Origin of the sequence: Formosa agariphila KMM 3901 (genome assembly GCF_000723205.1) — a bacterium.
Classification (GTDB): Bacteria; Bacteroidota; Bacteroidia; order Flavobacteriales; family Flavobacteriaceae; genus Formosa; species Formosa agariphila.
In genome coordinates this window covers 3,446,830-3,471,952 of sequence record NZ_HG315671.1, presented here as the reverse complement: position 1 = coordinate 3,471,952, position 25,123 = coordinate 3,446,830, and the positions used below count along the sequence as shown (strand labels likewise).

The following is a 25,123-nucleotide window of genomic DNA, read 5'->3' as shown; positions in this document are numbered from 1 at the left end:
TGCAATAAGTATTATGGAATTAGCAAAATTATATTAAAAAATGAAGTAATTTATGAAGTCTATTAAATCAATATTTAATAAGGAACAGAATTTAAATATTCCAAATATCCCAAATATTTCTATAGATAAAAATTTAATTTTTATTCATATACCTAAGAATGCAGGGACTTCAATATATAATAGTTTAGGATTAAAAGACTCTAAACATAGGACTGCAAAGGAATATATAAAAATATTAGGACAAGAAAAATATGATTCAATGTTTTCCTTAGCTTTTGTAAGAAATCCTTTTAGTAGGTTTATTTCTTTATATAATTATGCTAGAATGGAAGTTAGTTATTATCATAATAATATTAGTCCCGATAAAGCAATATATGGGAATCACATGGACTATGAACTTTTAAAAACAAAAAGTATTGAGGAAGCTGCTATTTTATTGAAAGAAGGAAAATTAATTCATAATCCTCCGCACATACAATGGAATCCACAAAATTTTTGGTTAAAAGATGAGAATGATAAGATAAATGTTAAATACCTAGGTAGGCTTGAAGATTTGGAGTTTAATATGAGAAATATTTCTCAAATTACTGGATTAAAAAATTCTAGTATAGTAAAAAGAATAAATGCGTCTTCAGAAAATAAATTAGATTATAAAAAATTAATTACTAATTCAACGCGAGAAATTTTAGAAGATGTATATAAGGAAGATTTAGAAATTTTTAATTATCAATTTTAATGGATATTTCAGTAATTATATGTTGCTATAATAGTGAAAGTTTACTCAAGGAGACGCTTTTTCATGTCGCAAATCAAAAAGGAATTAATGATTTCAATTATGAGGTAATTCTAGTGGATAATAATTCTAAAGATAACACTAGTGAAACTGCAAGGAAAATTTGGGATAGATATAATACGGTCATTAATTTAAAAATAGTTAAAGAATCGGAACCTGGTTTAGCTTATGCTAGAAAAACAGGTGTTTTAAATTCTTCAGCAGATATTTTAATTTATTGTGATGATGATAATTGGTTAGATGAAAATTACCTTTCGATTTCTTACAAATTTATGAGAGACAATCCAGAAGTAGGCGCATTAGGAGGTCAGTCATTTGGGGTTTTAGAAGGAGATGAACCAGCCTGGTGGAAAGAAAAGGCCTCTGGTTATGCAGTCGGACAGCAACAGAAAAATAGTGGAGATATAACAAAAAGAGGTGGTTTATGGGGGGCTGGTGTTGTAATTAGAAAATCTATTATTCTAGAGTTATATAAGGCAGGTTTTAATTCCCTGTTAGTTGGTAGGTCGGGAAGTAAAATTAGTTCTGGAGACGATAGTGAGCTTTCTAAATGGGTAATATTAATGGGCTATAAACTGTGGTATTTAGAAGAATTAAAATTTAAACATTTTATCATTCAAAAAAGGTTAACAGACGATTATGTAGATAAATTGTATCAAGGACATTTTGATGCAAGTAAAACTCTTAGACTTTATAATGTTTTTATCGAAAATGTAAAGATTAAAGAATCTAAGAGTTCTTATTATTCGGTTCTTGTTGGGATATATCAATCCTTAAGAGGGGTTCTGAAAAAAGATGAATTTTCTAAAATCTTAGGCCAAATAAAGTTAGGAAATTTATATAAGGTGCATCCTACTATATATGAAATGTTCAGGGTTTACAATCAGGTGAATAAAAATTAATTATTTTAATTTTTATCTAAGTTTGGATTGATGTAATTATAAAAATAAAAAGATTAAATGTTAAGATTTTCGATTGTCACTATAAATTATAACGATGAAATAGGTTTGAAGAATTCTATTATTAGTTTAGCAAATCAAGGTTATAAAAATTTTGAATTCATCGTCATAGATGGAGGTAGTAAAGATGGAAGTATAGGTGTAATTAAAGATAATAACGATCTTATTGATTATTGGGTTAGTGAACCTGATAAAGGTGTTTATGATGCAATGAATAAAGGGCTTCAGAAATGTAAAGGTGAATTTATCTATTTTCTTAACTCAGGTGATACATTTTATTCTGATAATGTCTTACAAGATATTAATGAAGAGATTATAAAAAATGAGCCTAAAATTATTTTTGGAAATATAAACGATATATCTGAAGAGACTGGTATCTCAAAGATTAGATTAAAACAAAAATTAAATAAAATAAATCTGTTTGATAAAATGGTTTGTCATCAGGCCCTTTTTTGCAAACGTACATTGTTTGAAAACAATGCTTTTAATCTAGATTATAAAATTAAAGCAGACTACGATTGGTTATTAAGGACAATGTTTACGAATCCAAAAATTGTAAATACAAATATTGTTGTAGCAAATTATATGCTAGGTGGCCTAAGCGCTACGCAATATAACACTTATAGTAAGAAAGAAATTCCTAAAATTAGAGACACATACTTCAGTAAGAAGGAACAAAAGGCTTTAAGAAAATACGTTTTTAATCCAAAAGTTATAAAATTACCTTTTGGTAATTTTATAAAGCGAAATTTAATTCAGTACGTAGAATATAAATATCCAAATTTAAGATAAGTTTTGAAGACTATTATTGTAGTAAGAGCCTTAGGCATTAAATCTGAGCATTGGTTGAAACGACAAATTCAGTTACTAGGAAATAGTGTTGAGCGCGTTGTGGTTTTAGGTTTATGTCCTATGAAGACAGTAGAAGGTATTCCTATAACTAGTCTTGCTTTGGAGTATGAATTAAAGTATAAAATTTTATCAAAACTTTTTAAGAAGGATATTTCAGATTTTAAACGTGAACAATTAGAAGATATTTTAACAAAATCGAAAGCCAACTCTATTATTTTCCATTTTATAGATTTTTCTTTGAACTTCAAGGAAATAATTCATAAAACTAAGAAAAATGTGTTTGTATATTGTCATGGCTATGATATCACTTGGGATTTAAAAACAAATAGTAACCCAAATGAATCTTATTTTAAAGAAAGTTACAAAACTCAAGTTGTAGAATTATCTAAAGATGTTTATTTTATTGCAAATTCTATTAGTACTTCTAATAAATTACAATCTATTGGGGTCCCTGTTAATAAAATTAGAACAAAATATTTTGGAGTAGAACAAAATATTGAAAGAAATTTACCTAATGAATTTACTATTTTATATTTAGGTCGCTTAGTAGATTTTAAAGGGCCACATATGGTGATTAAGGCTTTTGAATTTGCTAGTAAAAAGGGAATGAAGGCTAAATTAATTTTTGCAGGAGATGGGCCGCTAAGAGCAACATTAGAATTAATGCGTTTAGATTCTAAATTTAAAAATAATATTGAGATATTAGGTGCTGTAGATTATGAAACAGCTCAAACATTATATAAAAAAGCTTCTATTTTTGTAGCACATAATTGCTTAGGTCAATTATCGAATCAAGAAGAAGCTTTTGGAGTATCTATTTTAGAAGCTATGAGTTTTGGTATACCTGTAATTACGGGAGCATCAGGGGGGCCTGTAGAGACTATATTACATGGTAAAACAGGCTACTTGTTTGAGCCTTTTAATGTGGAAGAACAAGCTGACTATTTTTTACAATATTATAACAATAAGGAATTACTAGTACAGCACGGTAAGAATGCAAAATTGCATATTGAGGAATGCTTTAGTTTAGAGAAGGAGTATAAATGGTTTCAAGAAATTCTATCAATAGATGAAAAAAGTTAGTATTATAATTCCTGTTTTTAATAGGGAGCTTGTTATTACTGAAACTATAAACTCAATTCGGAACCAAACATATGAAAATTGGGAAGTATTAGCAGTTGATGATGGTTCGACAGACAATAGCAGGAGTGTGTTAAAAGATTGGTCTATAAAAGACTCAAGAATTAAATCTATATTTAGAGAAGAGTATTCCTCTATAAAAGGGGCACCAACATGTAGGAATATTGGTCTGGAAGAGGCTAGTGGGGATTATGTTATTTTTTTAGATTCAGACGATTTGTTTATTCCTGAATGTTTATCAAACAGAATTGAAAATTATAAACAAAATCCCAAATTAGATTTCATGGTTTTTCAAGGTGCTTTTTTTTCTGAGAAAATAGAAGATTCCAATATTCTTTGGAATAAATTTACTGCAGAGGATGATCTTATTAGATTTTTAAGAGGTGATATTGTTTGGCAAACAACAGGTCCAATTTGGAAAAGAGACTTTCTAATAAATTATAATTTAAGATGGGAAGAAGAGGTTGCAAGTTCTCAAGACTGGGAATTCCATATTAATGTTCTGTTAAATGATTGTAATTTCTTAAAGGAAGAATCGGCTCCAGATTATTTTGTACGCCGCGATCAAAAAGATAAAGCAAGGATTAGTGAAGGTCATTATTCATATAAGAAATATATGAATAGAATACCATTAATAGAGAAATTAATATATAAATTAAAAGAAGAGTCCCACTTTTTAGCTCTTCATAAATATTTGGTTCGAGATACTTTAAGCTGTTTAAAAAATAGTGTCGATTATAAAATAGTTGAAGAATTTAAAAACTTAAATAAACTTTTTCCTAAGACGATAAAAAAGGAATGGGATATAGTAATTAGTATCATGTATTATGCGCTTAAAAATAAATTAAATATTCTTTACCGTATTTGTAACAAGAGTATAGATGTTTTATATCCAGGATATTATAAAGGATTCAAATTAAATTACAGATCGAAGTATAAAGACATTTTTAACTAAAAAGCTAATATGCAAAGATTTTATTATTTATTAAAAGAGAAAGGGCCTAAAGCTATATTAACTCATTGGTATCATTATAGGCATGCTTTGAAAAAAGACTCTGAAAAGAAAGTAAAATTTATTGTGTTTGGCCAGGGGCGTACGGGTAGTACATTATTAACAAAATTATTAAATCAACATCTTAATATTTTTTGCGATCAAGAAATATTTGGGCAAAAAACATCTCCATTATTTTTATATCCATGTTTATTTGTTGAAAGTAACTCTAGAAAGCCTATTACATTACCCTATCATGTATATGGTTTTAAAGTCAAAGTGTATCAATTATACACCGATCAAAAAATAAAAAAAGTTAAAAACGTTTTACAGCGGTTGCATAAAAAAGGATGGAAATTTATTTTTTTATATAGAGAAGATGAAATGTCTCATAATGTATCTTCATTTAAAGCTTTTAGTTTAGGTAGATGGTACTTAGATAAAAATGAGATTCCTCAAAAAGTATCAAATGATAAGTTATATATAGACCCCATTCAGTTTAAAAAAATTTTGCTCTGGAGAAGAAAGTTTTCAGAGATGGAGAAGGAATGTTTAATTAATATGCCGCATATATCAGTTTCTTATGAAAAGGAATTGTTAGTTAGTGAGAATCATCAATCAGTTTGTGATAAAATATTTGATTATATTGGAGTGGATTCATTTCCCGTTAAGGCTAATGTAAGTAATATGAATACCGAAAACTTAGAAGATTCTATTGAAAATTACGAAGAATTAAAGTTGATTTTAAATAAAATATAATGAATAAACCCCTCGTCTCCGTATTAATGACGGTTTATAATAGAGAAAAATATATTGCAGAAGCAATAGAATCAGTATTAGCATCTACTTACCATAATTTTGAACTTATTCTTGTTGATGATGGATCTAAGGATAAATCAGTAAAAATAGCGAAGACATTTGAGAAGCTGGATAATCGAATAAAAGTCTTTGTAAATGAAAAAAATTTAGGAGATTATCCCAATCGTAATCATGCTGCATCGTTGGCAAAAGGTAAATATTTGAAATATGTAGATGCTGATGATTTAATTTACCCTCACGGTTTGGAACAATTGGTTTATTATATGGAACAATTTCCTAATTCTAGTTATGGTTTATGTTCTATAAAACAGGATAAAAATAAAATTTACCCATATCAACTTTCTCCTAAATTAGCATATGAAAAACATTATTTTCAAGTTCCGATATTTGAAAGGGCTCCGCTTTCAGCAATTATTAATAGAGATGCATTTTTGTCTGTGGGTGGTTTTAGCGGTAAGCAGCATTTAGGAGATTATGAACTTTGGCATATTCTTTCTAAAAAAGGTACAGTGGTTTTAATGCCTCCAGGTATTGTTTGGCATAGAGAACATGACGATCAACAGATGAACGATAATAGAACGGATCCTTATGTGCCTTTTAAATATTTATTAAATAGCTTAGAGCATTTAAATGCCAAGGATTGTCCTTTAGAAAATGCGGAAAAAAAAGAAGCTATTTTACTTATAAATAAAAAAATTAATCGATCAATACTTAGTGCAGCTAAACATCATTCTATTAAAAAATCAATTCAGATGTTTAAGGCCAAAAACAATTCAATATAATGAACTTATGTTATTTTAAAGGAGATATCCCAAATTTTGGAGATGATTTAAACCCTTATATTTTTAATCATTTAATGCCTAATTATAAAACAGGCAATAGTAATGTTTATATATTATTTATAGGCACTATTTTGTCTGAAGCTTTTATTAATGATCATAACCTTGGTAATAAAGATTTAAAAAAAATTGTGTTGGGGTCAGGAATAAGATTTATTAATAAAGTGCCTCAATTTGATTATAGTTGGGATTTTCATTTTGTAAGAGGACCACTGTCTTCTGCCTGTATTCAAAGTTCTTTGAAAAAAGAAATTAAGTATATAACGGATCCTGGTTATTTAATATTGAAAACACCTTTTTATAAACAGTTAAAAGCTGATAAAAAATACGATATTTCATTTATGCCTCATTTTAGATCTTTGAACCAAGTGAATTGGAAGGCTATTTGCGACGAGTTAGGCTATCACTTTATAGACCCTTCTGAACCCGATGTAGAAAAAATTATGCTTCAGATTAAGCAGTCTAAATGTCTTATGACGGAAGCTATGCACGGTGCTATTATAGCAGATGCTTTGAGGGTACCATGGCTTAGGTTTAAATGTTTTTCTCATCTGCACGAACAAAATTATGTTTCAGAATTCAAATGGTCTGATTGGCTTTATTCTATGGGGTTAAAACATGAGAATATTAATTTAGAATATTCTAGATATATTAGAGAGTTTGAAAATAGAGTTAAATTATTCAAATTGGATAATATTAAAAAAAATAAAATTATAAGTAAAATTAAGGAACTAAACATTTCTTCGGATAATTTTCAATTAAGTGATAGTAAATTATTAGAAACTAAAACAGAGGAGCTGGAAATTCAATTAAAAGAATTAATTAAATTCAATTTATAATTTTTTGATTTTATGAACATTTTATATCCAATTTGTCCAAATCAAGAAAATAGTTATTTGTTAAATATCGTAGATAATATTGAAGGGGTTGATTATGAATTATCCACATTGAGTTTTTTCGATAAATCGAAAAAATATGATATAATACACGTACAATGGCCTGAAGCTATTTTTGATTGGAATATTCCATCTGATAACAATTTATTAGAATTAGAATCGGCTTTAACACATTGGAAAAATATTGGAGCTAAAATTATAGTAACAAAACATAATGAGTTTCCACATTCTAAAAATGTTAATCAATTAAAGGCTTATCAAATTGTATATAATTATGTAGATGTAATAATTCATTTCGGTGAATCGAATATGTTAAAATCATTATACCCTAATGTTGAAAATGTAATTATTTCACATCCCTTATACGAAAATTTACCTAATAGTATTTCTAAAGCGGAAAGTCGAAAAAAATTAAAAATTTCTGATGATAGATTTGTTATGGTTTGCTTTGGTAATTTTAGAAGTAAGGAAGAATTGAAGTTAACACTTAACGCTTTTAAATTACTAAAGCATAGAAAAAAAACCTTATTGACATCTAAATGGCCAAAACTTTTTAGTTGGAAAAAGGAACCGTTAAAAAGATTTAAACATGAGTTATTATTATTTCGAAAATATTTTGATTCTAAATATAGAATAAATAATATTGATTATGTTGAGGAAAAAGATATTCAAACTTTCTTGAATGCCAGTGATTTTGTTTTTATCCCAAGGTTGGATACATTAAATTCTGGTAATATTCCACTTGCTTTTACTTTTAAAAAAGTGGTTGTAGGTCCATGTATTGGAAATATTGGAGAAATTCTGAGAACTACAGGTAATCCGTCATTTAGTCCAAAAAAAATGAATTCATTATCTTCAGCATTAGAAGAAGCTAAGGAGTCTACGATTTTGGGAAAAGGCGATATGAATTATGAATATGGAATTGAATTTTGGAGTATCAAAAATGTGGCAAAAATGCATTCCGATTTATATTTTAGGTTATTTGAGGAAAAGTAATTCAAATAATTTTAAATTTAACAAACCTTATGGTAGACAAAGTATCTATAATAATTCCTTTATATAATTCAGTATCTTTTCTAGGAGAGACTTTGCAATCTGTCTTAAATCAATCATACATTAATACTGAAATTGTTATTGTAGATGATGGTTCTACAGATGGTTCATTTGAATTCGCTTTAACTTACGTGTCTCAAAAGATTAAGGTATTAAAAAATAAAGGAAAAGGAGCTTGTGCCGCGAGGAATTATGGCTTTGAGCTAAGTACAGGAGACTATATTCAGTTTTTGGATGCAGATGATATTTTAAGTCTAGATAAAATAGAGAGGCAAGTTGAAGCTTTAAAGGGGAGACAAGATCTCCTAGCAGTCTGTAACACAGTTCATTTTATTGATGCAGTTGAATCAGGAATATGTACCGATGAGCCCTATCTTTTTTCAACATCAAAACCTGAAGAATTTTTTATAAAACTTTGGGGAGGAAATGAATTACCTATGAATATGGTCCAGACTAGTGCTTGGTTGACACCTAGACTACTCATTGAAAACCATGGTTTGTGGAATGAAAGCTTAGCTAAAGATCAAGATGGGGAGTTTTTTGCTAGATTAGGATTAAATGGTAATGGAATTGTGTACGTACCTGTTGCTAAAAACTATTATAGAAAATTTTTAAATGGTAATAATATCGCTTCAGGTAAGTCTCGAGTACACTTAGCGAGTAATCTTAAATCAACACAACTTAAAGAAGTTTACTTGTTTGGCAAAACACATGGGACTCAAGCTAGAAGTGCACTAGCAATCCAATTTAAGCAACTTGCAATTGATGCTTGGCCTGAATTTAAGGATATTTCTGAGCAGGCAATACGAGCTTCTAACAAACTAGGAGGGAGTAATTATGAACCTGCTATAGGAGGTAGAATTGTTGAAATGGTAAAAAATCTATTTGGTTGGAAATGCGCGAAATCAATGTCGTATTATTGGAAAAAAAGAAGGAAATAAATTATATTTAATGAATATGAAAATATTAATAGCAGTAGATCCAGAGATACCAGTTCCACCTTTATTGTATGGAGGAGTTGAGCGTCTAGTTGATGGACTGATAAAGGCCTATTTGAAGTACAATCATGAAGTTATTCTAGTTGCACATGAGGATAGTAAGGCATTATGTACTAAAATGTATGCATGGCCAGCTAAACATTCGAGAGGAAAAATGAATGTATTATTAAATACGAAGAGATTATTTTCTGTAGTGAGTAAGGAGAATCCGGATATCATTCATAGTTTTGCAAGGTTATTATATTTGTTTCCAGTAATGAAGTTTAAGAATATTCCTATGGTAATGACCTATGGGAGAGAGATAAGTGAAAAAACGACTAGTCTAGGTTATAAGTTAGCAGGTAATAAATTAAAGTTTACAGCATGTGGAGCACATATGTTGAAAAATTTACAAAATAAAGAACCTTTTGTTCCAATTCATAATTTTACCGAGACAGATTATTATGTTCCTGATTATAATTTAGAAACGGAATATTTGTTTTTCTTAGGTAGAATTGAAGATATTAAAGGTACTAAGGAAGCGATTGAAGTAGCACTTAAAACCAATCAAAAACTTATTATTGCAGGTAATATTCAGCCAGGACATGATGAATATTTTGAAACAGAGATTAAACCATATCTTTCAAATCAATTAATTGAATATGTAGGACCTGTTAATGATGAACAAAAGCTTAATTATTTACAGAAGGCTTCGGCATTTTTGTTTCCTATTAAATGGGAAGAGCCATTTGGAATAGTTATGGCAGAAGCTATGGCTTGTGGTGTGCCTGTAATAGGTTTTAGAAGAGGTTCTGTCCCAGAAGTTGTAAAAGATGAAGACACTGGATTCATTGTAGATAATGTTGAACAAATGGTTGAGGCTGTTAAAAAAATAGATAGCATAGACCGTAGAAAAGTTAGACAGGATTGCGTAAATAGATTTTCTCTTGATTTTATTTCTAATCAATATTTAAGTTTATTTGATAGTATGTTAAAAGGATAATATGAAAAAAAAGAAGGTACTTTTTATTTTATCGGGCAACCTATCAACGACTCCAAGGGCTTTAAAATCTATTCTTTCAATGAAAGATGATTATCACTGTGATACTCTATTAGTTAATAGAATGAAGTCATGGAAAGACAAAGATTTTGATATTATTAAGTCAAATAATTTAAATGTTACTACCTTAGAATTAGGTAGAGATCCTTTTTTTAATTGGTTTAAATCAACAATATTAGAGAAAGGTGCAAAATTAATTTATAAAAAAGCAAATAAAAATATAAGTGTTAATGCTTATGCGAGTAATAAAGCTGCAATTATATTAAAAACGCACTTGAGTACTCTAAATTTGTCAGATGTAGATTTAGTTATCGGACATAGTGAAGGGAGCATGTACCCTTGTTGGTATGTTAATAAGAAGTGGAGTATTCCGTTTGTTTTTGATGTAGAAGATTTCCATCCAGGAGAAACTATCTCTGTTGATACTATAAATGAAAAAAATCGGAGAGAGTATCTCATGAAAACAATTCTTCCCGAAGCTAGTGGGTTAATTTTTGCAAGTCCACTGATAGGAAAATATACTTTGGATTTAATTGGTGACCATCCAAATAGTGATGTTATACTAAATGGATTTAACGATACTGAATTTAAATTAACAAATAATAAGGTTCATTTCGATGAGGTGGGTGATTCGTTAAGATTTGTTTGGTTTAGCCAAAAAATTGGCTACGGTCGTGGTTTAGAGGAGTTATTTGAAGCATTGTCTAAAATATTATTAAATTCACATCAAGTAAAATTGGATTTAACTTTAATTGGAGAGTTAGACGAGAAATTTAATACAGATATAATTCAAAATTTTCAAAAAAAACTAGGTAATAGTGAAATAAAAGTAAATGTTGAATCGTCTTTACCTCAAAAAGAATTGCATGAAAGGTTAAGTCGTTTTGATGTAGGTTTGGCTTTAGAGTTTAACTCTAGTGATTTAAATCGTCAAATTTGTCTAACTAATAAGATAATTACTTATGCCCAGGCAGGATTATTCATTCTTGCAACCGACACAAAAGCACAAAAACAATTCCTCCATGAATTTACAGAATTAGGTGCTCTCTGTGGGCAAACAGTAAATGAAATCGAAAATTCTATTTTAGAATTGTTAGAACGGAATGATGAAATTAAAAGAGAAAAAGAGCAACGTTTTGAAATAGGTAAACAACTAAGTTGGAACACTGAAGAAAAAAAATTGCGTCGTCTTTGGAAAAAAATATTATAAAATTAAAGCAATTGAAAACAGTACTCATTATATATCCGCATTGGGTGCCTGCTAATTTAGCAGGGGTTCAACGACCACGATTAATAGGTAATTATTTAAAATCTTTCGGTTGGCATCCATTACTATTAACGGTAGAGTCCGAATATTACGAAGAGCCATTAGATCCACATATTGCAAAAACGGCATCAAAAGACATTGAAGTAATATATACCAAAGCGTATAATGTTACAAAACCAAGACTTATTGGAGATATAGGCTTAAGAGCCTTCCCGTTTCTAAAAGCTAAAGCCTTAGAAATTTGTAAAACACGTAAAATAGATGCTATTTGGATTCCTATTCCGTCATTTTATACTGCTATCTTGGGGCGTATACTACACGATAAAACCGGAATTCCGTACGGAATAGACTATATAGATCCTTGGGTACGTGATATTACAAATCAAAACGATACACGTGCTAAATTAAGTCAAATGGTAGCCAGTAATTTAGAGCCTTATGCCGTTAAGAAGGCAGCTTTTATTACAGGTGTTTCTACGCCTTATTATTGGCCAGTTATTGAGCGCAACTTTAAAAAAACGCCAATACATGCAGGAATGCCTTATGGTTTCGATCCTAATGATCATAAAGTCGAACTTGACCATTTAAAAATGCCATGGGATGATATTCCTAATTGCAAACCTTGGATTTATGCAGGAGCATTTTTACCCAATTCGCATATGTTTATGGATGCGTTCTTTAAAGCTATCGCAGCTTTAAAAAGCACATCAGAATGGGATTCTAATGTCCGTTTATTTTTTATAGGTACTGGGCCATATCCTGCTAAACGTATAACGGCTTATGCTGCAGATTATGGATTAGAAGATATTGTATTTGAAGATCGAGAGCGTCATCCTTTCCTTAATATCTTAAATTATATAAGTAAAGCAGACCGAGTACTTCTATTTGGAAGTACAGAAAAACATTATACAGCGTCAAAAACATATCAGTGTTTGTTAAGCGAACGTCCCTTATTTACAGTTTTACATGGTGAAAGCCAAGCAGTACAAGTAATAAAAGACGTAAAAGCAGAAGCCTATTTGGTAGAGTATTTTGAAAATGAAAACAAAGCTCAAATTGCCGATAAAATTGAACTTGTTTTAAGAGAATTCCAAAAAGAAAACGAATGGAATCCACTTTTAGAAAATATAGAACAATATTCATCAAAACAATCGGCTAGAGTTTTAGCAGATGTAATGGATGAAGTATTAGGATTATCTAATTAATCTACATTATATATCAAATCGTTTTAAATGAAAAAATTAGCAATTGTTACGACTCATCCTATTCAATATTATGCACCCTGGTTTAAATTACTTGCCGATCGTAATAATGTAGAAGTAAAGGTTTTTTACACTTGGTCTCAAGCTTCAGATGAAGTAATAGATAAAACGTTTGGTAAAACTATAAAATGGGACATACCATTATTGGACGGGTATGCATTCGAATTCCTAGAGAATATATCTAAGGATCCAGGCACACATCATAAAAATGGTATTGATTGCCCTGAATTGAATAACAAAATTGAAAATTGGAAACCCGATGCTATTTTGGTTTTTGGATGGTATTTAAAAAGCCATTTAGAGGTCATGAAATATTTTAATGGCAAAATTCCTGTTTGGTTTCGAGGAGATTCGACATTATTGGACGATACCCCTGGATTAAGACAGGTATTACGAAAGTACTATTTAACTTATATCTACGGTTTTATAGATAAGGCCTTTTATGTCGGGACAGAAAATAAAAAGTATTTCAAATCGGTAGGGGTAAAGGATAGCCAGTTAATTTTAGCCCCACATGCAATTGATAACGATAGATTTAATGATTCTGAGGAGAAGGATTACGAAAAACTAGCATTAAAATGGAGAGCAGAACTTGGGTTTAAACCTGAAGATTTAGTTATTTTATTTGCAGGAAAATTTGAATCTAAAAAACAACCAGATTTTTTGTTAAAAACTGTTCAAAAAGCAAATAAATATTTAAAACAACCACTGAAGTTGTTATTAGTAGGACATGGTCCTTTAGAGAAAGAGTTACTTTCATTATCTGAAGCGGATTTTAATATTAAATTTATACCTTTCCAAAATCAGAGTAAAATGCCCATTTTATATCGTTTAGGGAATGTATTTTGTTTACCATCAAAAGGTCCAGGAGAAACTTGGGGCTTAGCAGTAAATGAAGCTATGGCATCTTCTAGACCGGTAATTGTAAGTAATAAAGTTGGTTGTGCATCAGATGTCGTGAAAATAGGTAAGAATGGGTATGTTTTTAACTACTACGATGAACCCGCTTTAATAAAAATATTTAATACCTTGTCAATTAGTAATTTAAAAACGATGGGAGAAGTAGCTCAAAAAGATATAGAGAAATGGAACTTTACAGCTATTGTAGAAGCTTTAGAAGACGCTTTTTAGATTCTGTTTAGTTTTTATAATTGATAAAAAAAATATTCAATCATTAGAAATAAATCATGCAAACTCAAGAAACAATAGATATTTCTGTTATTGTACCCTCTTATAATGGGATGCCTTTATTTAAAGCGTCATTAGACTCAGTTTTAGCTCAAAAAGGAGTGTCGTATGAAGTTTTGGTTGGAAATGATAGCCCGTCAGATGTAGAAACTAGAAATTATTTAGATCAACTTCATTATGAAAAATTAAGAGTTTTTCATAATGAAAATAATCTCGGATTATTCGGTAATTTAAATAATCTAATCCGAAATTCTAATGGACGTATTATACATTTGTGGTCGCAGGATGATATTATGAATACAAATTGTTTATATGAAACAGTTAATTTCCACAATGAAAATCCAAACATAGCTTATGCTTTTTCTAGAGTAGAGATAATCGATGAATCCGGAACTGTTATTGATAGAATGTCAATAGATTCCAATAGTACTATGAGCAGCCAAACTCATGATTTAACTTCAATACTTACGGGTAGTGTTCCTGGTAATATTGCTAACGTTTCTATAAATAAATCTATTTTCGAAACCTATGGTTATTTTAGAGAAGATTTAAAATACTCAGGCGATTTTGAATTTTGGTGTAGAATAACAGATAGATTACCAGTTGGTATTATCCAAAAACATTTAATAAAGTTGCGACGACATACAGGCCAATTAAGTCGAAATCCAAAAATGTGGATTCATAGAATTGAGGAGAATGATGAAATTTTAACAACATTTATGGCCCGTGTCCCTGAAGATAGAAAAAAATATTTGAAAAGGGGGCTACTTTGGCGCGTTTATAACCAATATTTTGGATTGTATTTAAATTTATTACGTACTGGAGATAATAAAGAAGCTCAAGAATTTTTAAAGGTTTTAAAAAAATATAGTAGTGTACCTAATTATTATTTTAGGTATAGTATTTTAAAAAGTTTGAGTGTTATAAAAAAAGATAAAAAATTTCAACATTGGTTATATTATAAACAGGCATTTGGAAATAATGGTAAATAATAAAATACTAATTGCAGGAATGCATAGATCAGGAACTTCTTTAAGTGCAAATTTATTAAGAGAATCAGGTTTGTTTATTGGTGATGATTTGATGAATGGTGGTTTTGATAATAAAAACGGTCATTTTGAAGATTACGAATTTGTAAATTTGCAAGAGAAAGATTTACGTCGTAAAGGGTTTGAGAGTACTGGCTTAAAAAATATTGAAAACTTTAACTTTGAATTTGACAATCAAAGTAAAGCTTTAATAAAAGAGATTATAAAAAAAAGAGAAACACATGATGTTTGGGGTTGGAAAGATCCAAGAAGCACATTGTATTTACTTGCATGGAAAAAAATAATTCCAGATTTAAAAGTTATTGCAATATATAGGGACTACGATGAAGTTGTAAATTCATTGGATAGAAGATATTGGTATAAAATAAAGAATAAAGTGAATTATGATTCATTTAGACGTTTTATCCATAAGCTTATTTATCCCGTTAATAGTCAGTACTTAAAGTATAATCATTACAAAGCGTGGAGCGTTTACAATGAAAGTATTTTAAAATTTAAAGAGCTTTATCCACAGGACATTGTAATTTATAATTTACCTATTTTTATAAATAATTACAACGCTAACATTGATAATATAAATGAAAAATTTAGGATAAAATTAAATCATTTTAATGTAGATAAAATTTTCGAATCAGATACCATTAAGCACAAGAAGGATAACGGTATTAAATTTTTTAGTGAAAAAAGATTAAAGAATATTACAGGAAAATTAAATCATTCAGCAGATAAATAAAATATTTAAAGAGTCTTAAATCTTAATTGTAAGTTATGACGGACTTCTTTAGTTGCACTTACTTAGAACCCTTTAGAATAAAGTATATTATCACCCAATCATATAAATGTGAAGTATTCTGAGATGATATTTTTTTATCGACTTTATTTATTTGTGAAATATAGGAATAAGTTCAACTTAACAATATTACAGAAGTAAACTAGTTGTTTTATGAGTTTAGAAAGAGATAAAAGTTTAGATATTATATCTGGAATTATGATAATTTGGATGGTGATTTTACATTCTTTTCAATGGGGAAATTTAACCGAATCGATAATTTATATTTTTCTTTTGAAATGTTTGTATTTTTTCATGGCTTGGTTTTATTTTAAGACAGGTTTCTTGTATAAAATAGGGAGAGGATTGATCAATACTTTTAAAAAAGGTATAGATCAGCTAATTATTCCAATGTTAATTTGGACAGCAATAGGTTATCTGCTAACAATACCAGAGTTACTAACAGGGAATTATCCTTTATGGAAGATTCCGATAGCGCCATTATTTTTTTTAGTGTCAAGTGGAGATACAATAGGAAACTCCCCACTTTGGTTTTTGTTATCACTTTTTTTTATTAAAATAATGTTTCCTTTCATCGCTCGTTTAAATTTAAATATAAAAAAAATTATAGCCATTTCTTTATTGTGCTTAAGTTGGGTTTTTGAAAAGAATAATATTAAAATTCCATTTGGATTACATAGCTTTCCTTTAGGTCTTTTTTTTACTTTATCTGGATTATTATGTAATGAATTTAGAGTTCCGGATAGAATTAATAAAATACGACTATGGTTAATTTTACCATATATAGCGTTGTCAATATTTCTTGCTGGTTATGTAGATTTTCATAATAATAATTTAATGTATGGTAATTATTGGTTGTTTACCTTAAATACCTTGATTGCTATAAATCTATGTTTGGTGTTATTTAAAGATGTTAATCTAACTATTTTATCATGGATAGGTAAAAAGTCGTTGGTATACCTCGTAATACATTGGCCTATATTTTATTTAATAAAAATTAGTTTTGAATTTTTAAATATTTCTACTAAAAATTATCTATATGTGGTTAGTCTAAATATTATTGCCATATGTATTTCTACTCTTATTGCTAAATTTGTACCGTATAAATATTTAGGTTTGCAGTCATCGTTAATAGTAAACTTTAACACCAAAATTATTTCTGAAAGAAATTGAAGAAGTACAATAACTATAAATTAATTACAGTAAAGTAATATATGCAAAATACAAATCGATTTTTAAGTGAATAAAGAAGCATCTAAAATTATAGGGTTTGTAGCAATTCCATGGTTCTTGTTGGCAATAATTGGCCCGCATTTTATGTCCAGTTTATTGGCATTCTTTTCATTGTCAGTTGTAATGCAATTGTTCTTTAGGCTAAGAAACCCCATTTATGCAACACTTTTTTTTGCTTTACTTTTTCAATGGTTAGCAATAAATATTAAAATTGTATATGGAAACATTGTTAATCTGCCGTTAGAAGAACAGTTTAGTTTTTATCAGAATATATATAGGCTATATGATGCAAATTCGATAAGTAATATTGGATTAGTCTGTTTCTGTTCAGGTCTTTACCTAATGACGAAAAAAAAGATTGCTAATTTAACAATTGACAAAATAATAGACCCAAACTACTCGGTAAGAAAAATATTAATTTGTTATTTAATCTTAACTTTTGGTTTTTCTTTTCTTTTTATATTAAAAAGTTTTATTCCAGGGTTAAATACTATTCTTATGGCATTCTCTAAATTAAAATGGGGCGTGTTTCTTTGGGCTTTTATATATGCAAACTATTATAAAAATAATCTAAAATTACTATACATCGTTATTGTAGTAGAAATACTGATTGGTTTTACCGGGTATTTTTCATCATTTAAAGATATCATTATTATCGTTTTTGTCGGAATGCTAAGTGTGGTTTCCCAGATTGATACATCAAAGTTATTAAAGTTCTTTATGTTAGGTATAGTTACTTTAATGCTTGGTCTAGTTTGGACATCTGTTAAGTTTCAATTTAGAGAATATTTATCAGATGGTGGCGGACAAGAAGTTGTCGTTTCACAATCTGATGCTGTGAATAAAATGATATCTCTTTTAGAAGATTTAACATTGGAGGATATGGACGATGCTGTTGACGATTTATTAGATAGAATTAGTTATATCGAATTTTTTTCAATTACATTAGATAATGTTCCAGATAAGATACCATATCAAGATGGGGAAATTTTTACAAATGCAGTTTCTTTTTATTTTAAACCCAGAATGTTTTTTCCTAACAAAGGAATTATAGATGATTCTGCGCATACAAATAAATATACTATGTTGGGGCTAGCAGGTGGTGGTAAAGCGTCACACAGTATTGGCTATATGACTGACGCCTATATAGATTTTGGGCCTATAAATATGTTTCCCTTTTTAGTATTCTTGGGGGCTATATTTGGATATGTTATAAATTTATTTTTTAATAAATCTAAAACCATGTTTTGGGCTGTTATTTTTATTACGCCTTTCTATTTCTTAATAAGTGTTTATAGTTTTAATATGATAAAGGTTATGGGGAATATGATTACTTATGTTGTCCCTGTTTATCTCATGAGAAATATACTATATAAGCAGTTCGATAGATATTTCAGAATAACATAATAACTATTAAAGTATTAATGCTACAACAAATAAATTACATCTTCAGAAAACGATTGCCACAATATAATAGCATTGAGGAGCTATTTGGTGCGATTCAAGCTAAGCTTAAAGATAAGGTAGAGATAGATACTCAAGAACTCAAATTATCTGGAGGGAGTCCAGTTGTAATATTAAAAAATATCCTAAGTTTTAGAAAGAAGTCACCTTCTCAAATAAATCATATTACTGGGGATGTGAATTACATGGCGTTAGTAACAGGGAAAAAATCAGTGTTAACCATTCATGATATTGGTTCCATTTTAAAAGGAAATACCTTAAAACGAATATATCTTAAGCTATTTTGGTTTACTTTGCCCGCTATTTTCGTTAATAAAATTACTGTGATTTCTGAATTTACTAAAGCAGAACTTTGCAAAGTAATACCTTTTGCCTCAAAGAAAATAGAGGTTGTATATAATCCAGTGCATTCAGAATTAAGTTATTGCCCAAAAGAAAAGAATTCTGTTTGTCCAAATATTTTATTGATAGGAACTAAGCCAAATAAAAATATTGAACGTACTTTTGAGGCTTTAAGCGGAATAACTTGTAAATTAACGATTATAGGAAAATTAACAGAAAATCAATTAAAACTTTTAGAATTGTATAAGTTAGAATATAAATCCATGTTTCAGGTACCTTATGTTGATATTATTCAAGCGTATAAGAACTGTGATTTAGTTTTGTTTGCATCGACTTATGAAGGTTTTGGAATGCCTATTATAGAAGCCCAAGCCATTGGTAGACCTGTTATTACGTCTAATATAGGAGCGATGAAAGAGGTTGCTAAAGATACAGCGTATTTAGTAAATCCATATAATGTAGAAGAGATTCGAGAGGCTGTGTTAAGTATTACTTCGAATGTCGAGATGCAAAATAAATTAATAAGTAAAGGTCGGATAAACGTCGAGAGATTTCGTATTGATAAGATTGTAGAAGATTATTTAACTATTTATAAGGACGTTATTAATGCCTAAAAAAGAAAAAATATTAATTTTTATAGATTGGTTTTTACCGGGCTACAAAGCAGGAGGTCCAATTCAATCTGTAAATAATATAGTGTTTCATCTTCATGATGAATTTGATATATCTATAGTAACTTCCAATAAAGATTTAGGAGAGTCTATTCCTTACGATAATATAGAATTTAATACTTGGCAACTAAAAGCAAATTACAAGGTGATGTATTTAGATGAAAACCATCAAAATAGCGCACTTTATAAAAATTTAATTGAAGAAGAAGATTACGATTACGTGTATTATAATTCGTTATTTTCTATAAAATTCACATTACTTCCTTTATGGACATTTAGAAAAACAGTTTTAAAGCAGGTTTTAGCACCTCGAGGTATGGTCGGGAAAGGTGCTTTAGCGATAAAACCCTTGAAGAAGAAACTATTTATCTCCTTATTTAAGTTAAATGGGTTGCATAAAAAAGTAGTATGGCACGCCACCTCCAGTTTGGAAAAAGAAGAAATCGAGACACAGTTCGGACATGAGTTGGATATTCGTATTGCGCCAAATTTATCTTCAAAAATGGGTGAGTATCAGGAGAAAGAAAAAAGTAAAAAATGTTTAAATGTGTTTTTTCTTTCTAGAATAGCACTTAAGAAAAATTTATTAAAGTCTTTAGAATATCTATCTCATACAAGTTCAGAGCATACTATTAATTTTACTATTATCGGTCCAATTGATGAATCTGAATATTGGACGGCTTGCGAAAATTACATTAAGACATTACCTAGTCATATAATAGTAAATTATTTAGGGGCAGTTCCAAATTATAAATTAAAGGACGTTTTAAAAGCACAACATGTTCTACTATTACCAACTATGCACGAAAATTTCGGACACGTAATTATGGAATCTTGGCAAAATGGTTGTCCTGTAATTATTTCAGACCAAACGCCCTGGGAAAAACTAAAAGAAAAACATATAGGATATTCAGTAACTTTGTCCGAAACAGATAAGTTTGTGGAAAAAATCAATCACTTTGCTGAAATGGATAAAGTTAGTTATAATTTATGGTCTAAATCTTCATATGATTTTGCTGAGACGTTTACTCAAAAACCACAACTTGTAATCGATACAAAGAAATTATTTAAATAGAAAATATAAAATGAAAAGAATACTAATAACCGGCGGAGCAGGTTTTGTAGGTTCACATTTATGTGAACGTTTGTTAAAAGAAGGTAATGAAGTTATTTGTATGGATAACTATTTTACGGGAAGCAAAAAGAATATTGAACATTTAATGGATCACCATTATTTCGAATTAGTTCGTCATGATGTTACACAGCCATATATGATAGAAGTAGATGAAATCTATAATATGGCCTGTCCTGCATCTCCAGTACATTACCAGTATAATCCTATTAAAACGATTAAAACGTCGGTTATGGGAGCTATTAATATGTTAGGATTGGCAAAACGTGTAAAAGCTAAAATATTACAAGCTTCAACAAGTGAGGTGTATGGTGATCCAGCTGTACATCCTCAACCAGAATCGTATTGGGGAAATGTAAATCCAATAGGGTTGCGTTCATGTTACGATGAAGGAAAGCGTTGTGCAGAAACGTTGTTCATGGATTATCATTTGCAAAATGAAGTGGCTATTAAAATTATTAGAATTTTTAATACTTACGGTCCTAATATGAATCCTAATGATGGGCGTGTAGTTTCTAATTTTATAGTACAAGCTTTGAAGGGTGAAGATATTACAATGTTTGGTGATGGTTCTCAAACACGATCTTTTCAATATGTAGACGATTTAGTTGAAGGAACAATTAGAATGATGAATAGTAGAGATGGTTTTACAGGTCCTGTAAATATTGGTAACCCAGTAGAATTCACCATGATGGAACTTGCTAGTAAAGTTATAGAATTAACAAATTCTAGTTCGAAAATTATTAATATGCCTTTACCTCAAGACGATCCATTACAACGTAAGCCAGTTATCGATTTGGCTAAAAAGGAATTAAGTGGTTGGGAGCCTAAAATTCATTTGGAAGAGGGACTTATTAAAACGATTAGTTATTTCGATAATTTATTAAAAGCAGAACAATAATTGAAAACAGATTTATCGACATATAGTAACTTGTGGTATCAACCTGGTAATAAACTAAAAATTATATGTTGGTATTTTATAAATGTATTGTTTTTTATAAATCCCTTAAATCCTATTTCTGGTCTCAAAATCCTTCTTTTGAAATTATTTGGTGCTAAAATTGGTAAAGGGGTGGTGATTAAACCAGGGGTAAATATTAAGTTTCCTTGGTTATTGACTATTGGTGATTACACATGGATTGGTGAAAAGGTATGGATAGATAATTTAGCCGAAGTTATAATTGGAAAGAACGTTTGTATTTCACAGGAAGCAATGCTTTTATGCGGAAATCATAATTATAAAAAATCCACATTCGATTTAATGGTGGGGAAAGTTAATATAGAAGATGGAGCTTGGGTTGGTGCGAAATCTATAGTTTGTCCAGGAGTAACCATTGGGTCTCATGCCATACTAACTGTAAATTCTGTGGCTACAACAAGACTTGATGCAAATAATATTTATCAAGGTAATCCTGCTAAACAAATTAGAAAAAGAGTAATAGAGTAATGAAAGTTTCAATTATAACAGCAACGTATAATAGTGAGAAGACCGTTGGAGATTGTTTGCAGTCGGTTTTAAATCAGGATTATAAAGATATTGAATACATTGTAATAGACGGAGCATCTAAAGATGATACTTTAAATATAATTAATGAAATTCAACAAAAACATGAAAATGTAATTAGTGTGTCAGAACCTGACAAAGGTATTTATGATGCACTAAATAAAGGTATTGAAAAGGCTAGTGGTAATATTGTTGGTTTCTTACATTCTGATGATTTTTTTGCTTCAAATCAAACTATTAGTAATATTGTAAAAGCCTTTAAGACGGATGATATAGATGGTGTGTATGGCGATTTACATTATATAAATTCAACAAATTCAGATAAAATAGTAAGAAATTGGAAGAGTAAACCTTTTTCTGACGATTTATTAAAACAAGGGTGGATGCCAGCTCATCCAACCTTATTTTTGAAAAAAGCAGTTTATAATAAACACGGATTATTCAATTTAAACTTTAAAATAGCAGCAGATTACGATCTAATGTTGAGAATTTTCAAGGATAAATCTCTTCAATTTAATTATTTACCAGAAGTGATTACAAAAATGCGAGTGGGTGGAGCAAGTAATAGGAGTTTAAAGAATATATGGTTAAAAACGAGAGAAGATTATATGGCGGTAAAAGGTAATAAACTCGAGAATCCAGCACTAGTAATATGTTCCAAAAATTTATCTAAAATACCTCAGTTATTTAAAAAATAACCTTCTTTTAGTATTTAGAAGTTAAGCTTCTAGAGTTTGTTGTTTTTTTACTAGCTTGCGTCTCATTTTTATATCGGAAAATTTCGATGTAAGATTTAAATCAAACCCCAAAATTGCTCAATTTTTCTTAAAGTTGTATATTTGAATATAAACCGCTGTTAATGAATTTTATAACCGAAATTATCGAAAACGGAAATGGCACAATGTTATTGTTGTTACCTTTTCTTTTAGCACTAATTACCGCTTTTATAGCTTTTCCAACTATTATATTTATAGCTCATGCCAAACAATTAGTTGATGTGCCAGATAAACGTAGTGTACATTCTAAAACAGTGCCAACATTAGGAGGTATTGGTATTTTCTTTGCGGTAGCAATAGTACTGACGCTTTGTGGTGCTTTTTTAGATGCAAAATTACTAATGCCAGTAGTTGGGGCTTTAATTATATTATTTTTTTTAGGGGTTAAAGATGATATCTTAATTTTGTCTCCTAAGAAAAAAATGTTAGGGCAGATAATTGCAGCTTTAATGGTTATTCTCATTACAGACTTAAGAATTACAACGTTCTCGGGTATTTTAGGAATAGAAAGTATTCCATATTTTTTATCTATAGGCTTCACATTGTTTGTGTTTATCCTAATTATAAATGCCTACAATTTAATTGATGGATTAGACGGATTAGCAGGGTCAGTAGGTCTTTTGGTCTCATTGTTTTACGGCTTCTTGTTCTTTAATATGAATGAAATGACTTTAACAGTTGTGTCATTGGCACTTGTAGGAGCATTAATTCCATTCTTATATTTTAATTTTTCAAAGGTTAGGAAAATATTTATGGGAGATACAGGGTCTATGGTTGTCGGGTTTTTATTAGCATTTCAATCTATTGCTTTTATTAATATTAATCAATTAAATCCTTTGGCTCAATTTCACTTAAATGCACCTATAATTGTTTTGGCCATATTATTTTTCCCACTTTTAGACACCCTTCGTATATTTTATGTACGTGTAGTCATACTTAAAAAACATCCATTTAGTCCAGATAAAAACCATATACATCACCATATGCTTCAACTAGGATTAAAACACTGGCAAGTGACTTTAGTAATTTCAATAGCTTCTACATCTGTGCTGATTTGCACCTTATTAGCTCAGAATTTAAGTGTAAATATTCAACTTTTACTGGTTGTTATGGCCGGTTTATTTATGTTCTCTTTACCCTTCTTTATTAATTATAGTGTATTCAATAAAAGAATTAAACTAAATAGATTGTTGAAAAAGATTAATAAGACTAACCTTTCTAGAGCTAAATAGCTAAAATAAAAAAGATGTTAATTGTTTCTACAGTAATTCCAACTATATTCGTAAATTAAAATTAAGATAAGTGAAATTTCAATCATTTTTAAAGATATTCTTCTGTGTTTTATTGGTCTCATCATGTGCGACCCGAAAAGAAATTTTATATTTTCAAGATTATGAAAATATACCAAAAGACGTTATTATAAACTCCCCTAAAATTCAGATAAATGATATCTTAAGTATAACTGTCAAGTCTTTAGTAGCTGAAGCTGCTGAGCCATATAATAGAAATAATGGTGCAGGTTCTGGTAATAATACAGATATGATGAAATTACAAGGGTATTTAGTTTCTCCTTCAGGAGAAATTACATTTCCTATTCTAGGAAAGCTTCAAGTAATAAATAAAACGACAAAAGAACTAGAAGATTATATTAGAAATATTTTGATAGACGGTGGTCATTTAAAAGATCCTACAGTGATAGTTAGAATCGTGAATGCAAAGTTTACTGTTCTCGGAGAGGTAAGTAGTCCTGGTACATATGATTATGATGAAGAAACAATAACATTACCTCAAGCATTAGGTTTGGCAGGAGATTTATCGATAAATGGGGTTAGGGAAGATATTATGATTATAAGAGAAGTTAATCAAGTTAGAACTGTAGCTCATATTGATATGACAAAAACAGATTGGTTTACAAGTCCATATTATACAATTAAACAAAATGATATTATTGTGGTAAACCAAAACGGGCCTGCTGTTAAAAAAGCAGGTTACATATCTAATGTTGGTGGTCTTCTAGGAATGGTTTCTTTTATTATAACCCTAGTTGTATTATTAAAAAGCTAAGA

General features: G+C 29.5%; 25 protein-coding genes. All 25 read left to right on the top strand.

The window, feature by feature from the left end; translation table 11 throughout:
- Window positions 1-52 precede the first annotated feature (52 nt).
- Window positions 53-736 carry a sulfotransferase family 2 domain-containing protein gene (locus BN863_RS14675; protein ID WP_038531889.1) on the top strand — a complete coding sequence of 228 codons (684 nt, stop codon included), beginning with the start codon at window positions 53-55 and terminating at the stop codon, window positions 734-736.
- Complete coding sequence (locus BN863_RS14670) at window positions 736-1,695, top strand: glycosyltransferase (RefSeq protein WP_038531888.1); 960 nt, start codon at window positions 736-738, stop codon at window positions 1,693-1,695. Before BN863_RS14675 ends, BN863_RS14670 begins: the two co-directional genes overlap by 1 nt.
- Before the next feature lie 57 nt (window positions 1,696-1,752).
- Window positions 1,753-2,544 carry a glycosyltransferase family 2 protein gene (locus BN863_RS14665; RefSeq protein ID WP_051774867.1) on the top strand — a complete coding sequence of 264 codons (792 nt, stop codon included), beginning with the start codon at window positions 1,753-1,755 and terminating at the stop codon, window positions 2,542-2,544.
- 3 nt (window positions 2,545-2,547) lie between these two features.
- Window positions 2,548-3,687, top strand: a complete 1,140-nt coding sequence (locus tag BN863_RS14660; protein ID WP_038531886.1) for a glycosyltransferase family 4 protein — start codon at window positions 2,548-2,550, stop codon at window positions 3,685-3,687.
- Entirely contained in the window at window positions 3,674-4,699 is a 1,026-nt protein-coding gene (locus BN863_RS18130; RefSeq protein ID WP_051774866.1) for a glycosyltransferase family 2 protein, read from the top strand. The genes BN863_RS14660 and BN863_RS18130 overlap by 14 nt, the downstream gene beginning before the upstream one ends.
- Window positions 4,700-4,708: 9 nt before the next feature.
- A complete protein-coding gene (locus BN863_RS14650; RefSeq protein ID WP_038531885.1) occupies window positions 4,709-5,494 on the top strand; it encodes a hypothetical protein in 786 nt (261 codons plus the stop codon).
- On the top strand, window positions 5,494-6,336 hold the full coding sequence (locus tag BN863_RS18125; RefSeq protein ID WP_051774865.1) for a glycosyltransferase family 2 protein: 843 nt from the start codon (window positions 5,494-5,496) through the stop codon (window positions 6,334-6,336). The genes BN863_RS14650 and BN863_RS18125 overlap by 1 nt, the downstream gene beginning before the upstream one ends.
- On the top strand, window positions 6,336-7,232 hold the full coding sequence (locus BN863_RS14640) for a polysaccharide pyruvyl transferase family protein (protein ID WP_038531883.1): 897 nt from the start codon (window positions 6,336-6,338) through the stop codon (window positions 7,230-7,232). Before BN863_RS18125 ends, BN863_RS14640 begins: the two co-directional genes overlap by 1 nt.
- Window positions 7,233-7,244: 12 nt before the next feature.
- The gene (locus BN863_RS14635) at window positions 7,245-8,285 is read left to right on the top strand and encodes a glycosyltransferase family protein (RefSeq protein ID WP_038531882.1); all 1,041 of its coding nucleotides are present in this window, start codon (window positions 7,245-7,247) and stop codon (window positions 8,283-8,285) included.
- A 29-nt stretch (window positions 8,286-8,314) separates the two neighbouring features.
- A complete protein-coding gene (locus BN863_RS14630) occupies window positions 8,315-9,283 on the top strand; it encodes a glycosyltransferase family 2 protein (RefSeq protein ID WP_038531880.1) in 969 nt (322 codons plus the stop codon).
- A gap of 16 nt (window positions 9,284-9,299) precedes the next feature.
- Window positions 9,300-10,322: a glycosyltransferase gene (locus BN863_RS14625; protein ID WP_038533735.1), complete on the top strand. Its 1,023-nt coding sequence runs from the start codon at window positions 9,300-9,302 to the stop codon at window positions 10,320-10,322.
- A gap of 1 nt (window position 10,323) precedes the next feature.
- The gene (locus BN863_RS14620) at window positions 10,324-11,589 is read left to right on the top strand and encodes a glycosyltransferase family protein (protein ID WP_038531879.1); all 1,266 of its coding nucleotides are present in this window, start codon (window positions 10,324-10,326) and stop codon (window positions 11,587-11,589) included.
- An 11-nt stretch (window positions 11,590-11,600) separates the two neighbouring features.
- On the top strand, window positions 11,601-12,851 hold the full coding sequence (locus tag BN863_RS14615; protein WP_148304626.1) for a glycosyltransferase family protein: 1,251 nt from the start codon (window positions 11,601-11,603) through the stop codon (window positions 12,849-12,851).
- Between the two features lie 27 nt (window positions 12,852-12,878).
- Complete coding sequence (locus BN863_RS14610; RefSeq protein WP_038531876.1) at window positions 12,879-14,039, top strand: glycosyltransferase family 4 protein; 1,161 nt, start codon at window positions 12,879-12,881, stop codon at window positions 14,037-14,039.
- Window positions 14,040-14,095: 56 nt separating this feature from the next.
- Entirely contained in the window at window positions 14,096-15,088 is a 993-nt protein-coding gene (locus tag BN863_RS14605; protein WP_038531875.1) for a glycosyltransferase family 2 protein, read from the top strand.
- Window positions 15,078-15,878 carry a sulfotransferase gene (locus BN863_RS14600; RefSeq protein ID WP_038531873.1) on the top strand — a complete coding sequence of 267 codons (801 nt, stop codon included), beginning with the start codon at window positions 15,078-15,080 and terminating at the stop codon, window positions 15,876-15,878. Before BN863_RS14605 ends, BN863_RS14600 begins: the two co-directional genes overlap by 11 nt.
- Window positions 15,879-16,088: 210 nt before the next feature.
- Complete coding sequence (locus BN863_RS14595) at window positions 16,089-17,108, top strand: acyltransferase family protein (RefSeq protein ID WP_038531871.1); 1,020 nt, start codon at window positions 16,089-16,091, stop codon at window positions 17,106-17,108.
- A gap of 66 nt (window positions 17,109-17,174) precedes the next feature.
- The gene (locus BN863_RS14590; protein ID WP_038531870.1) at window positions 17,175-18,575 is read left to right on the top strand and encodes a hypothetical protein; all 1,401 of its coding nucleotides are present in this window, start codon (window positions 17,175-17,177) and stop codon (window positions 18,573-18,575) included.
- 17 nt (window positions 18,576-18,592) lie between these two features.
- On the top strand, window positions 18,593-19,588 hold the full coding sequence (locus tag BN863_RS14585) for a glycosyltransferase family 4 protein (protein WP_038531869.1): 996 nt from the start codon (window positions 18,593-18,595) through the stop codon (window positions 19,586-19,588).
- On the top strand, window positions 19,581-20,720 hold the full coding sequence (locus BN863_RS14580; RefSeq protein WP_038531868.1) for a glycosyltransferase: 1,140 nt from the start codon (window positions 19,581-19,583) through the stop codon (window positions 20,718-20,720). The genes BN863_RS14585 and BN863_RS14580 overlap by 8 nt, the downstream gene beginning before the upstream one ends.
- Before the next feature lie 10 nt (window positions 20,721-20,730).
- On the top strand, window positions 20,731-21,678 hold the full coding sequence (locus BN863_RS14575) for a UDP-glucuronic acid decarboxylase family protein (protein WP_038531867.1): 948 nt from the start codon (window positions 20,731-20,733) through the stop codon (window positions 21,676-21,678).
- A complete protein-coding gene (locus tag BN863_RS14570; RefSeq protein ID WP_038531866.1) occupies window positions 21,679-22,224 on the top strand; it encodes a WcaF family extracellular polysaccharide biosynthesis acetyltransferase in 546 nt (181 codons plus the stop codon).
- Complete coding sequence (locus tag BN863_RS14565; protein WP_038531864.1) at window positions 22,224-22,979, top strand: glycosyltransferase family 2 protein; 756 nt, start codon at window positions 22,224-22,226, stop codon at window positions 22,977-22,979. The genes BN863_RS14570 and BN863_RS14565 overlap by 1 nt, the downstream gene beginning before the upstream one ends.
- Before the next feature lie 161 nt (window positions 22,980-23,140).
- Window positions 23,141-24,289, top strand: a complete 1,149-nt coding sequence (locus BN863_RS14560) for a glycosyltransferase family 4 protein (RefSeq protein ID WP_051774862.1) — start codon at window positions 23,141-23,143, stop codon at window positions 24,287-24,289.
- 70 nt (window positions 24,290-24,359) lie between these two features.
- Window positions 24,360-25,121, top strand: a complete 762-nt coding sequence (locus BN863_RS14555; RefSeq protein ID WP_051774861.1) for a polysaccharide biosynthesis/export family protein — start codon at window positions 24,360-24,362, stop codon at window positions 25,119-25,121.
- Window positions 25,122-25,123 lie beyond the last annotated feature (2 nt).